Here is a 12,791-nt window from a genome sequence, read left to right as displayed (position 1 = left end):
TGAGAGTGGGACTCTCATTGTTTTTTAATATTTGGATTCTGCAGCCGTAGCGTTAGAATAAATACAATACCCATTATCAGAGCCGTAATCTGCATTACAAAGGCCATGGTTTCCTGAATAACTGTGTCTACAATTTGAACTACAGTTTGATCTGACTTAATATCGTTTATATTACCTACCTTCTGGAACTGTTCAATTACAACTTGTTGGAAGTGTTCGTCTCCTGAATGTTGAGGTGCATATACATCGACTGCATGAGAAACACCTCCCATAAATCCGAGAATTAGAATTATTCCTATAATTGCTGTACCCATTGATTCACCTAATGACTGACCGGTTGAATTAACACCGGATGCGTTGTTTTGGCTTTCTGCAGGGATGTTGGATATGGAAATATCAGTACATAATGACATGTTAAATCCAAGTCCTGCTCCTAATATTAAGAGTCCAGGCAGTAAAGTAAAGAATGTTGCATCAAGCTTGAATTGATAGCTTAAAAGCAGACATCCTGCGATTGCCATTATAGATCCTATAGCCATAACTGCTTTATGACCCCATTTACTAGATAAACTTGGAGCAAAAATAGCAAATACAAGCAGACCTATAGTCATTGGAAGAGTAGTTATACCAGTATTAAATGCATTTAACTGTAATACGTTCTGCAGATACAGTGATACCGCAAATAATGCTCCTCCCATTGAAAGGAAACTTAATAATAAAATTGCAGTTCCTGTACGTAAATTTCTGTCTTTAAATAAGTCCATATCTAATAACGGCACATCACCGTTTCTTTTTCTTCTTGTTTCAAATAATGCAAAGATTGCTAATGCAACTAATCCCAGAATAACTATAATTATACTGGTTGTGATATCTTTTGAAAGTGTTAAAACACCTTGAACTAATAATACCAGACCTATAAATGAAATTATTGCACCGGTAATATCCAAATCTTCTCTAGATTCAGTAGGTTCGAAATTTGGTATTTTATTTCTCATTATTAATATTATGAAAACTATTATTAATTCGGTTGCAAATCCGTATCTCCATGAGAGAAATGTTGTCATGATTCCACCGAAGAGCGGACCGATAGCAGCTGCAACTGCACCCATAACTCCCACAATTGCCAAAGCAACTGTACGTTTTTCACCGCTGTATGTTCCACTGATAAGTGAAACTGTAGCAGGCAACATTAATGCTCCGGCAACACCTTCAATTACAGACCATCCGATAAATAACATTGTTGAATTCGCACTTATTGATGCTGTAAATGTTCCGACACCATAAAGTGCAGTACCTATTAAAAATAGTTTCTTTTTCCCGACGATATCCTGTAACTTTGCGCTTAAAAGCATGAATGCAGCAGTAATGAGTGTATAAAAAGACATGATCATTTGAATAGTACTTACATCTGTATTCAAATCAGCAACGACCTGAGAAATACTTACATTCATGAATGTTGCATCCAAAGCTACAATAAATGAAGCTAGAGCTATAATTAATAGTGCACCCCATGAAGCTTCCTTTTTTGTTACATTCATTTTAATTATCCTCCATTTTTTTAAGTTTAATCATGTTATTTTCTCAATTTATGATATGTTCAATTATTATACCATATTTTATCATTTATCTTTCCTATTTAAAATATTTTTGTACTTTTTTTAAATTTAAAATATGTAATGCTTTAATTTTCATTTAATTTGTTCTGATTAATCTTCTTTGAAAAATTTCTGATGAATGTCAATTTTTGTACATTTAAATTAAAATTTTTCATAAAAAATTATAATAATTTGGTGTTTGTGATATAATGTAAACATACTGAAAAAAAGTTTAGGAAGTGGGATTTTAGAATCCGAAAAATCCCAATATTATAGAAATAACAAATAGAATTATTGCTATTTTTAATACTGTTTTTAAGCCTTTAAATATTGCATATATTATAAAAACTATTATTAAGATTCTAATAAAATTCATTAACATGCTTCCAATCATTGTATAGCCTCCATCATGTGTTTTTTTTTTTAGAAAATTTCTTTTTTAAAATTTAATCTGCTCTTTTTAATTATAATTTTAATCTACATTATATTTAAAATATTTTCATTTTTAAAACTCATATCACTTTTAATTGTAGCTAAATAACTGTTATTAATTTATACTGATGATTTTTTAACATTTTTGTACGAAATTCTCATGCTTCTTTAATACTTTGTTGTTCTAAGTAACTGCACATCTGAAAAATTGCATTAAAATTATATGTCATTGAACGAATTCCATTAAGATAGTTTAGTTTATAGTAAATTAAAATAATTTATTCTTATAGTAGTGTTAAAATTGTTTGACAATGCATTAAAAATTGTATTTTCTTAAACTGTTCATTTTTCATGTATAAATCATGTAATGGTGTGAATAGATTAAAACATTAAATATAAGTACTGATAAAAATACTTAATATGGAAATTTTGAAGATTGTAGGTGAACTGATTATTCCAATTTTAGTGTTTGGTGTGCTGTTTGCTGTTGGAAAATTAATTTTTAATAAATTGGTTAACAGTAACAGCAGATTTTTTAATCCAAAGGAATATTTCCCCGAACAGGAACTTGAAACATTAAACCAGGTTTATTATTTGGTCATGATGTTGATTTTCTTTGTTTTCATATTATACATTATGATATTTGAAGGAAAAGAGTTACTTCCGATTGCGGTTTTACAAATTCTTATATCATTATATGTTGCTTTAACTTTGGATTATAGCTCCTGGAACAATAAAATATTGTTCTTCCTCATGGTGCCTTATGAATCATTGGTATTCCTTGTTTTTGGCGAATTTCTAATGTTCTGGCCGATTTATCTGATTCATATTCTTGTATATGCATATTTCATTAAGATGTATTTCGACCAATTCAGACAATATACCGAGACAAACGGTCTTGGAATTACTATTATGCTATTATTCTCCATTGTATTCTTCAGTTTCGTTGTAACATTATTTGCAGAGGGTGTTGAACCTTTAAATTCTGCAGTTATGGTTTCAAATGCATTTACAAGTAACGGTTATGCTGTACTTGGTAATTCAGGTGTTGGTAAATTAATAAGTATCCTTTTAGTTTGGGGAGGATACATCATATCCGGTGTAGGTACTGCTACGTTAACTGCTGCAATTTTACTTAAACATAGCCAAAAACGTGAAAAAGAGTTAAATAAACGTTTGGATGAATTGGAATCATTGATTAAAAATAATAAAGAATAAGATATGGATTAAATTCCATACCTTTTATTTATTTCAATTTTTTTAATTCTGCTAAATTCTCTTTTATAAGTTTATAAATATTTTCTGCACCGATAATATCATCATCACTTACATTCCAGCTTGAAGGGTAGAGTATGAACGGTTTTGACTGGTCTCCGCCTGCTCCACCGTGGCTTCCGACAAGTTCTTCAAATGCACATACCTCATCAGCTTCCTCATCATAAAAACTGTTAACAAGGATATCCGGTGTGTGTTCAAATGAGCTGGTTCTTTTTAAATGTCTGACGATATTGTCTCCGAATCCTTTAAGCGGATTTTCACCTTCAATTTTATCGCTGTCGAGGTAGTATGTACCATTTTTACCGATTGCAAGGTCTCCGTGTTCCTGGGATCTGACTAAAATAAAACCGACATATTCATTGTTTATTAGTCCAGGTATCAGTTCAGGGAAATAGCTGTTAAGTTCCTCATAGGTCAGTCTTTTACTCCATTGGGTCAGATAAATCATTGCAAGGTTACCTGAAGCCAGTACGATGACTTCAGAGTCACTTAATTCTTTTGCTTCTTTTTTCTCTTTTTCTATTTTTTTATCTTTTCTTGCAAACGGAGTGTAATCCCCTACAAAGTGGTCGTCGTTTGATGTCATTTTTGCAAACATTGTCATGTCTTCAGGAAGAAGTGACTTTACAAAGTCCTCAAATGTCTGACCGTATCTCTGGGTAAATGTAGCACCGTTTGTCTGACCGTGGTCTGACTGAATTACGAACTGATAGTTTCTAGGGCAGTACTTGTTTGCATCGACTAAATGCTTAATCTGTTTGTCCATCTGCCTTAATGCTATCCATGCGTCACTGTCTCTGACTCCTGAGTGGTGAGCTATTTCATCATAACCGAGGTATGTTGAGTATGCAACGTCAACGTCTCCAACCATCATGTCTCCGATTAAAGTTGAAGTGTTGATTTCTCTCATGAATACATTTGTAGCGGCTCTTGTTGGAATGTACATAATTCCACGTTTAATTCTTGGTCTGACATTTTTCACGGAATGTGTGAATTGTGACCAGATTTCACGTACAATATCTGCCAGAAACAGGGCAATTATACGTGCAAAATTACTTGGATTGGAAAATACAGAATACCATGCCTTATTGTAGAGTTTGCCGAAATCCATAATCTTACTGAATGTAAAAATCACATTGTCGGTATCTCCTGAGAATAAATTGGATCTACTTGCTCCGTTGTCCACGAGCAGACCGTCTCCATTTGAAATTCTCTGCTCCAATTCAGGCACTTTAGTGATTCCTGAACATTGCATCATCTGATTGCCGTTGCTTTTTTCTATCCATCTGAATGCGACGATGCCTTCATTGTTTCCGTGAAGGATTCCCGCCTGGCTTGCACCTGTCTGTGACGAAAGATCGGTTTCCCACATTCTGAGGTTGTAATCGTTGCTTTCAATCATTTCCTTCATGGTAGGCATGTCGCCTTTTTCAACAGCTTCACGTAAAACATCATAAGCAAGTCCGTCAATTTCAACAATTATCACTCCAGGATAATCTTTGACGTCGCTTTTTCTTTTCTTTTCAGCATCGTTTAAAACAGCTCTGTAATATGAACTGTCGTCTTCAATGGTTATTAATGTTGAAAGCAGGGTTGTAACGGCAGCCATTCCCAGCGGTGCGAGAATAAGTGCAGCACCTTTAATTTCTATTCCAAACATTGGTGCTAAAAGCTGAAGCAGCACTCCGTTCAGTATCAATGTCCCTACACCGAATGTTAAAACTAAAAACGGCATAGCTATTCTTGTTAATATTGGCCATAGTATAGCATTAATAATTCCTAAGAACAGCACTAAAAGCATTATGTCTCCTGAATGGCTGATTTCAACTCCCAGTCCTAAAATACTTATCAGATATATTCCTATGATATTTCCAATAAATACGATTAAACTTCTTTTCAAGCTTCTTTTTGGGGTCTGTTTTTCATTAATAATTTCCATATCAATCACGTTATCATTATTTTAATTATATGGGTAATTGTTCTGTGTATTTTTCTATTTCTGTTTTAGCATCATCTAAATTAATTCCGGTTTGTTCTTCAATTGTGGATTTGACGTTGCTTAAATTGTTATTGTTTACTAAATCTGTTGCCTTTGACTGCAAATCATCGGTCATGTTTTTCACGCCGGAAACGGCATTGTCCAGTTTAGGTTTGTCGGGATAAACATTTTTGTACTGTACTGATTTGGCCATATGCACAGCCATGTTTTTGTCTTTGCAGCATATTATGATATTGTCATGTGTTGTTTCATTAGTCAGAGGTATGCAATAGAATTTGCCGTTGTAATTAACTTTAATTATGTCAAATATGTGGATTTCCAACAGCTGATCAGCATTGATAATATAACATGTTAAACCGTCAACATCCTCTCTTTCTCCTTTTTTTATTAAGTCATTTGCCGTATTGAAACCCAATTCGGTTACTTTGATAAGATTGTTGTCTGCATTGCTGTTGTATGTTAGGAGTATTCCGCTGTTCCAGTTCCAGATTTTGGCACTTTCGTATTCTCCGTTATATTTAGTCTGATTTGCCGGAACGTCTATAGTGGTTCCGTTCGGTGTTATTTCAATTTTTTCATAATGAACTGTTGTAAGTATTACAAAAAGGGCTGCTGCAGCAATTATTAAAAGTATTACAGCTATTATAATTAATTTTTTTCTCTCCATTAACACTCCCTCATTATTTTTTTGACTAACAAGTATTTTTTTCAATCACATTTGCTGAATAAAACAGTTATATATTTAAGGTTGTATTTTATTGTATATAAAAATTAATTAAAAATAATTTTAAAAATTTATTTTTCTTATAAATTGTTAAACAACTTTAAATAGTACTTTTTAGATATATATTATTGTCTCTTATTAAGAGTGAAATAAATTAAGTTAATGGGTGAAAATATGGAAGTAATGGAAATAATTAAGGACGCTTTTACATTCCCGACTAAAGATGTTAAAATGCTAGCAATTTATATTCTTCTGTCAATAGTATCATCAATTTTTGCTACTGTTGGAATTGGAGTATATGTATTAGGAATTATTATTCCTGAATGCTTCATGTGGGGTGGAATAGCAGTAATAATTGCAATGGTAATCGGATGGTTGATGTCCGGTTATTCAATCAGTGTTATTAAATCCGGTATAAATCTTGACGATAAAGTTCCTGGATTTGATTGGTGGGAAGACTTTATCACCGGTTTTTACAGTTTTGTAGTATCATTCGTATACTATTTAATTCCGGCTTTAATTGTTTTACTTACAGGATTAGTAACAGATATTTATGGTAAAATTTGGATAGTATTTGAAGGACTTTTAGCACAGATTTTAAGTGTTATAACCACCGGAGACTTTTCTGTTTTAGTATTCGGTGCAATGGCCGATGCAATAGTCGGTTTGATTATTTCTTTAACAATCACTTTAACAGTTGCTGTAATCGTATTTGTAGTCTTTTCATTCCTTGAAGTTATGGCTCAGGCAAGATTAGCAAATACTGGTGATTTATTTGAAGCTTTAAGCATTTTTGAATCTGCAAAAGACATCAAAAGGATTGGTATAGCTAAAGTATTAATAGTGATAATCTTAGTGATGGTTGTAATTTTTGTTGTCAACTTTGTTTTATCCGCTATCTTCAATATCGTACCTATTTTATCATTCCTTTCAATTATAATAACTCCGTATCTTGTATTGTTTACTCAAAGAGCAGTCGGGTTATTATATTCTGATATAGCTTAATTTTTTAAGCTATACCTTTTTTCTTTTTTTTTAAATGCAGAGATGCATCATTATATAAATAATTACTTTTTTTAATAATGAGTATTAAATAATTAAATATGATGATTTTACCACAACTTCCTTTATACGTAATAGCAATAATCTGCGGATTGCTGTCTTTTTCAATGACCAGATTATTCATGCCGAAAATTATTCAAAAGCTTGAAGAAGCTGATATTGTTGGAAAAGATATCCATAAATCCTGGAAGCCGGTTGTTGCAGAAATGGGAGGATTCGGTATCATATTCGGATTTGTACTTGGAATGTTTTCCGGAATCTACATGCACGACATTCTGGCATTTCCGCTTGTTATAGTGCTTGTTGTAATACTTCTTGTAGGAATGATAGGTATTCTCGATGATTTATTAGCACTTTCATCAAAATCCAAGTTCTTTTTGCTTTTTATCGCAGGTCTTCCTCTGATGTGGGCTGCACCGCCTAATGTTGGTATATTATATCTGATTACAATGCCTATTGCACTTTCAATCGGATCAAATCTGACAAACATGCTTGCAGGTTTAAACGGTATAGAATCAGGTCTGGGCGTTATCTCAATGACATCACTGACCATTGCATGTATCCTTTTGGGAAAATACGACGTTACAATCATTTCCATGAGTATGCTCGGTGCACTTCTTGCATTTCTATACTTTAACAGATATCCTGCTAAAATTTTCCCGGGCGATACTGGTACACTTATTATCGGAGCAGCTATAGTCTGTATTGCATTTATCGGAAGGGTAAAACTTATTGCGCTTATTGTACTGATGCCGAACATTATCGATGCGGCTTTAAAATTCTACTCTGCAGGTGTAATGAACCGCTCCCAGCAAAAACCTACACAGCTAAACGATGAAGGAAAACTGGTAAGGCCGGATGTCGGTTTCAAATCATTAATAAGACTTATTTTAAGAAAACCAATTGCTGAGAAGAATGCGGTTAAAATCATCTGGGCAATCGGAATAGTATTTGGTATATTGGGTATTATTGTTGCTTTAATAATGCCTGGAATGCTTGAAAACCAGACTTTAATGAACTTCCTCCAGATAAAGGAAATGTTCTATCACATGGGATGATAACATGATGAGACCTTACGTAATATTGAATGCGGCAATGACACTGGACGGTAAAATTGCAACAAAAACCGGAAGCTCCAATATTTCCGGCGATGAAGATTTAAAAAGGGTTCATGAGATTCGAAAGCAGTGCGATGCAATCATGGTTGGAATAGGTACAGTCTTAGCCGATGATCCAAGACTCACTGTTCACAAAATCGATGCAAATCCCGAAGATAATCCCGTACGTGTTGTGGTTGACAGCAAATGCAGAACTCCTGACGGGGCAAGGATAACCAACAGCGATGCAAAAACCATCATTGCATGTGCTAATGAGTATAAAGAAGATTTTCTAGCTTCTGCGAGGTATGAAAACTTTAAAAAGAAAGGAGTTAAATTTTTTTGGAGCGGTGATGAAAGGGTCGATTTGACATCACTTATGAGCTATCTTCATGAAGAGGGGATTGAAAAGCTGATGCTTGAAGGTGGAGCTACTCTCAACTTTTCAATGATAAAAGCAGGTCTTATTGATGAGATAAGAATATGCGTTGCTCCTATGGTTGTAGGGGGAGCAGATTCAAAGACTTTCTTTGATGGTGAAGGCTTTGATTTGATGGATGAAGCTGTCAGATTAGAGTTGGTTGATTCATATTCTCTTGGAAAGGATTTGATTTTAACTTATAAAGTTTTAAAATAATTATTTTTCTTTTTAACTGATAAATTGTCTGAGTATGTAATTGTTCTCATTTCTTCCCAAAGATTTTTAAATGAGATTTCATATATAGTCTAATCACTCAAATGCCTGTTCAATGATTAATATGTATGCAAGTATGATCAATAACTCACTATTAAATCCAAAATGTATCAGATTTGAAAAAACTGTAGGCAATTAATAAAAAGACTGTCTTTTAATAATCATAAATCCATATCAATTGAAATTAACAGGTTTATATTCTAAAGATGAAGACTTTTTTTTTTTTAAATGACTTTCAGAAAGCAGGATATTAAAATTGTAATAATCAAATGGTGGATTTAAAAAAAGATTATCTTTTTCATCTCAAAGTATTATAACTATCTGTGTTAAATGTTTGGTTAAATTTGCAATTTCTTCAAGCAAAAAGATAATCTTTACATAAATTTTATAAAATTCCTTTTGACTTTAAAAGCTCACGAGGATTATCAACAATAGCTTTCATAGCTTCATCATGACTTAATCCCGCACCTAACGCTATTTCATAGGATTTATCAAAGGTAATCAAATCTCCTGGCGCATGTGTATCTGTATCAACCAAGAGCTTGTTTCCCACTTCACGTGCAATATTTGCAACATGACCGTTACCGAGACAGTGTCCTTTACGTGCTGAAATTTCTAGATAAATATCATTTTTTAAAGCTATTTCAGCTTCCTCTTTTGTTATCAGACCAGGATGGCCTAAAATGTCAACATGTTTGGATTCAACAGCTGCACGATTTGTTCCGGGAGTTACCGGTTCATTTAATGTCTCACCATGTACAACTACGATTTTTGCACCTAATTCTTTTGCTCTTGCAGCAATTCCGTCAATGGATTCGCATGGTGCATGGGTTACCTCAGCACCTAAAACAACAGTAATGTCCCAGTTTGCATTGATATCATCAATTGCGTCCTGAATTGCTGGAATTGTATCTACATTTGACCAGTCCACGTGGTCTGTAATTGCTATAACTTCATGGTTTAGTTTCAGTGCTCTTCTTGCAAGTTCAGACGGCAGAAGTTCCCCGTCACTGAAGAGACTGTGCATATGTAAATCGATTCTTTTGTTCAAAATATGACCTCTTAGTATTTAATATACTAATTTATATAGAATATAGAATATATATTTATATAACTTAAATTATTTTGAGGTTATTAATATGAAAGCAAAAGCAGTAAAAATAGCAGATGGTGTCTATTGGGTTGGTGTAATCCACTGGCACAGCAGAACTTTCCACGGATATGGAATTCCAGGTACCACCTACAATGCATACCTTGTATTTGGTGAAGAAAAAACCGTATTAATCGATAACGTTTACAGAGGAATGTTTGAACAGTTCGATGCAAGAGTTAAAGACGCATTCGAACAGGAAGGAAAAGAATTCAAGATTGATGTATTTGTTCAAAATCACTCTGAAATGGACCATTCCACTTTCTTAAGACAAACTATTGAACAGTACAATCCTGATGCTGAAATCTATGCATCACAAAACTGTATTAACTTTTTGGAAGCACAGTATCATAACTTCTCAGATTTAGAAATAAATGCAGTTGCAACAGGCGATGAACTTGACATCGGAGGCAGAACCCTGAAATTTGTTTCCGCTCCAATGCTTCACTGGCCTGACAGCATGTTCACATTTTTAGCTGAAGAAGGAATATTGTTCTCAAACGATGCATTCGGACAGCACGTTGCACGTTCAAAAAGATTTGATGAAGACTATGATTTGGAATATCTCTTAAGAGAAGCACAGAAATACTATGCTAACCTTGTAACATTAGGATCTCCAATGCTTCGTATGAAACTTGATGAGTTAACCAACACTGGACTCATCAATGAAATCAAGATGATTGCACCATGTCACGGTCAAATCTGGAAAAACCCTGCTCCAATCGTTGAAAAATACAGTGAATGGGGATCAGGAGTATGTAAAGACAAAATCACAGTTATCTATGATACAATGCACCATTCAACCGAGAAATTGGCTTATCAAATTGCTGAAGGTATTATGAGCGAAGGTGTTGAAGTTGCAATGTACTTCATGCAGGAAGACGGTCCTGATGATGTAATTACAGACATTTTGGACTCCAAAGCTATTGCATTAGGTGCTCCTACCATGATGAACAAGCCTTTCCCAAGAATCGGTAACATGATGTACTGGCTTGACTGTGTCAACTTCAAGGGAACCGGCAGTGAGAAAAACGCTTTAATCTTTTCATCCAAAGGTTGGGGTGGAGGAGCAGTTGCAAAACTCCAGAACGATTTGGAAACTGCAGGTTTTACTGTAACCGATACTTTGGATGTTTTGTTTGTACCTGATGAGGATGTAATGGCTGAAGCATTCGAAAAAGGTGCAGAACTTGCTCGTTCAATTAAAGAATAATTGAGTTTATTCTTTTTTCTATTTTTTTTATTAATTTGTATATTTTTTTGTATCTGATTTTCTTTTCATGTTTAGTTTTTATACTCGCAAATTGTTTCGGTATACCTAAACTTTTATATATTAGGTTAGCCTAAATTTTATATGAGGAACAAATAGCTATGCTTAGCATATTAATTTGTTCCTCTTTTTTTTTAAATTAATTATAAAAGGGGGTGAAAATATCAAGAAAGGAAAGCTATTAATGATGCTTATATGTTTAATGATTATGATTTTAGGTTTAAATGTTATTTGTGCGCAAAATATTGATAATTCAACGATAACGCATGATTTGGGTATCTCTAGTGGTCAGTACGAAATTGATATTTCACAGGAAAAATATTCTATACAAAATGATGAAATTGAAAATTTTGATAAAACGAACGGAAGTGTGGAAAGAATTTATGGGTCATCAGCCAATGAACAAAATTCTTTAAATAATCCACATGAGAATATTAATTTATACTATTTTTTAAAGCTATTATTATTTAGGATTGCCAAAAATATCAGTTATATGGCCTTTTTTTAGTAAACCTAAATAAAATTGTTGCGAATAACAACATTTAAATAGCATACTTATTATAATATTAATTAAAGAGGTTTTATTATGTCAAGCTTAGTAATTTATTTTTCAAGAAGCGGTGAAAACTACTTCGGCGGTGAACTTAAAGACATTGAAAAAGGAAACACCGAAGTCATTGCAGAATACATTCAGGAATTGGACGGTGCAGATCTCTTTAAAGTCGAACCTGCTGAAGAATATCCTGTAGATTACATGAAATGTATTGATGTGGCTAAAAAAGAACAGCAGGCAGATGCAAGACCTGAAATAAAAGAGACATTAGACAGCATTGATCAGTATGATACAATCTACATAGGTTTTCCAAACTGGTGGGGAACATTTCCAATGCCAATGTTTACCCAATTGGAACAGCTGGATTTTGCAGGAAAAACCGTAAAGCCGTTTGTAACTCATGAAGGATCAGGTTTCGGTTCATCACAAAAGGATTTGGCAAAGCTATGTGAAGGTGCTGAGATAAAACAGGGATTGTCAATTCCCGGTGCAAATGTTTACGGTGCAAAGGACACTGTAAAAGCATGGATTGAAAAATAATTTTTAATTTTCTTTTTTTTTCATTTTACTTTTCTTTTTCATGTTGATAGATTCATCATGGATTTGGGTTCATATTTGAACAATCTTTTAATATTTTTTTTGAATTAACATTTTATTAATATTGTGGCTTAAGAGAAAAATTTCATCAATTTGTTAAAAATATTTTATAAATTAGTTGTAAGTTTTAAATATATTTAAAAAATGATGGAATATTATTTGAACAATCTAGATACTAACTTGAAATTTTTGTTAAGAAAAATATCTTAATTGAAAATAATTTATTTTATTGTAATATTTATTATATTAATCTTATATTTTTTAATTATTTTTCAATGTTAATATATTTTTTTAAAATTATATTATAAAATTGTTTATTTTTTTGGAATGATTATTTTAC

Annotated in this window: 11 protein-coding genes; 7 read left to right on the top strand and 4 right to left on the bottom strand. The window is 33.1% G+C overall.

Going from position 1 to position 12,791, the window contains the following annotated elements:
- Nucleotides 1-14: 14 nt before the first annotated feature.
- The gene (locus QZN33_RS03940) at nucleotides 15-1,538 is read right to left on the bottom strand and encodes an MFS transporter (protein ID WP_296789648.1); all 1,524 of its coding nucleotides are present in this window, start codon (nucleotides 1,536-1,538) and stop codon (nucleotides 15-17) included.
- Between the two features lie 909 nt (nucleotides 1,539-2,447).
- Between QZN33_RS03940 and QZN33_RS03935 the strand changes: the two genes are divergently transcribed.
- Nucleotides 2,448-3,245 (top strand): hypothetical protein, encoded by a 798-nt coding sequence (locus QZN33_RS03935; RefSeq protein ID WP_296789647.1) that lies wholly within the window; start codon nucleotides 2,448-2,450, stop codon nucleotides 3,243-3,245.
- 28 nt (nucleotides 3,246-3,273) lie between these two features.
- Here QZN33_RS03935 and QZN33_RS03930 read toward each other — a convergent pair whose 3' ends face one another.
- Nucleotides 3,274-5,244, bottom strand: a complete 1,971-nt coding sequence (locus QZN33_RS03930; RefSeq protein WP_296789646.1) for a phage holin family protein — start codon at nucleotides 5,242-5,244, stop codon at nucleotides 3,274-3,276.
- 25 nt (nucleotides 5,245-5,269) lie between these two features.
- Nucleotides 5,270-5,971 carry a hypothetical protein gene (locus QZN33_RS03925; RefSeq protein WP_296789645.1) on the bottom strand — a complete coding sequence of 234 codons (702 nt, stop codon included), beginning with the start codon at nucleotides 5,969-5,971 and terminating at the stop codon, nucleotides 5,270-5,272.
- 231 nt (nucleotides 5,972-6,202) lie between these two features.
- Here QZN33_RS03925 and QZN33_RS03920 point away from each other — a divergent pair, with 231 nt between their 5' ends.
- The 3 genes from QZN33_RS03920 to QZN33_RS03910 all read left to right on the top strand — a co-directional run bounded on the left by QZN33_RS03920 (nucleotide 6,203) and on the right by QZN33_RS03910 (nucleotide 8,824).
- On the top strand, nucleotides 6,203-7,033 hold the full coding sequence (locus tag QZN33_RS03920) for a DUF4013 domain-containing protein (protein WP_296789644.1): 831 nt from the start codon (nucleotides 6,203-6,205) through the stop codon (nucleotides 7,031-7,033).
- A gap of 98 nt (nucleotides 7,034-7,131) precedes the next feature.
- The gene (locus QZN33_RS03915) at nucleotides 7,132-8,148 is read left to right on the top strand and encodes a glycosyltransferase 4 family protein (protein ID WP_296789643.1); all 1,017 of its coding nucleotides are present in this window, start codon (nucleotides 7,132-7,134) and stop codon (nucleotides 8,146-8,148) included.
- A 7-nt stretch (nucleotides 8,149-8,155) separates the two neighbouring features.
- Nucleotides 8,156-8,824: a 2,5-diamino-6-(ribosylamino)-4(3H)-pyrimidinone 5'-phosphate reductase gene (locus tag QZN33_RS03910; protein WP_296789714.1), complete on the top strand. Its 669-nt coding sequence runs from the start codon at nucleotides 8,156-8,158 to the stop codon at nucleotides 8,822-8,824.
- A gap of 442 nt (nucleotides 8,825-9,266) precedes the next feature.
- Here QZN33_RS03910 and QZN33_RS03905 read toward each other — a convergent pair whose 3' ends face one another.
- Nucleotides 9,267-9,932: a histidinol phosphate phosphatase domain-containing protein gene (locus QZN33_RS03905; protein ID WP_296789642.1), complete on the bottom strand. Its 666-nt coding sequence runs from the start codon at nucleotides 9,930-9,932 to the stop codon at nucleotides 9,267-9,269.
- An 88-nt stretch (nucleotides 9,933-10,020) separates the two neighbouring features.
- On the opposite strand from QZN33_RS03905, the gene QZN33_RS03900 reads away from it, so the two are divergent.
- The 3 genes from QZN33_RS03900 to QZN33_RS03890 all read left to right on the top strand — a co-directional run bounded on the left by QZN33_RS03900 (nucleotide 10,021) and on the right by QZN33_RS03890 (nucleotide 12,394).
- Nucleotides 10,021-11,244, top strand: coding sequence for an FprA family A-type flavoprotein (locus QZN33_RS03900; protein ID WP_296789641.1), 1,224 nt, complete (start codon nucleotides 10,021-10,023; stop codon nucleotides 11,242-11,244).
- A 265-nt stretch (nucleotides 11,245-11,509) separates the two neighbouring features.
- On the top strand, nucleotides 11,510-11,809 hold the full coding sequence (locus QZN33_RS03895; protein WP_296789640.1) for a hypothetical protein: 300 nt from the start codon (nucleotides 11,510-11,512) through the stop codon (nucleotides 11,807-11,809).
- 78 nt (nucleotides 11,810-11,887) lie between these two features.
- A complete protein-coding gene (locus QZN33_RS03890) occupies nucleotides 11,888-12,394 on the top strand; it encodes a flavodoxin (protein ID WP_296789639.1) in 507 nt (168 codons plus the stop codon).
- Nucleotides 12,395-12,791: the final 397 nt, after the last annotated feature.

The sequence above is a fragment of the uncultured Methanobrevibacter sp. genome (genome assembly GCF_900314615.1).
In the GTDB taxonomy this organism is placed as follows: domain Archaea; phylum Methanobacteriota; class Methanobacteria; order Methanobacteriales; family Methanobacteriaceae; genus Methanocatella.
The sequence above is the reverse complement of the archived record's forward strand: the minus strand, read 5'-3'. Positions and strand labels throughout refer to the sequence as shown.

Coding starts and splice junctions, on each gene's coding strand:
- QZN33_RS03895 (WP_296789640.1), top strand. CDS start 11,510: ATGATTTTAGGTTTAAATGTTATTTGTGCGCAAAATATTGATAATTCA.
- QZN33_RS03890 (WP_296789639.1), top strand. CDS start 11,888: ATGTCAAGCTTAGTAATTTATTTTTCAAGAAGCGGTGAAAACTACTTC.
- QZN33_RS03920 (WP_296789644.1), top strand. CDS start 6,203: ATGGAAGTAATGGAAATAATTAAGGACGCTTTTACATTCCCGACTAAA.
- QZN33_RS03935 (WP_296789647.1), top strand. CDS start 2,448: ATGGAAATTTTGAAGATTGTAGGTGAACTGATTATTCCAATTTTAGTG.
- QZN33_RS03940 (WP_296789648.1), bottom strand. CDS start 1,538: ATGAATGTAACAAAAAAGGAAGCTTCATGGGGTGCACTATTAATTATA.
- QZN33_RS03925 (WP_296789645.1), bottom strand. CDS start 5,971: ATGGAGAGAAAAAAATTAATTATAATAGCTGTAATACTTTTAATAATT.
- QZN33_RS03910 (WP_296789714.1), top strand. CDS start 8,156: ATGAGACCTTACGTAATATTGAATGCGGCAATGACACTGGACGGTAAA.
- QZN33_RS03915 (WP_296789643.1), top strand. CDS start 7,132: ATGATGATTTTACCACAACTTCCTTTATACGTAATAGCAATAATCTGC.
- QZN33_RS03930 (WP_296789646.1), bottom strand. CDS start 5,244: ATGGAAATTATTAATGAAAAACAGACCCCAAAAAGAAGCTTGAAAAGA.
- QZN33_RS03900 (WP_296789641.1), top strand. CDS start 10,021: ATGAAAGCAAAAGCAGTAAAAATAGCAGATGGTGTCTATTGGGTTGGT.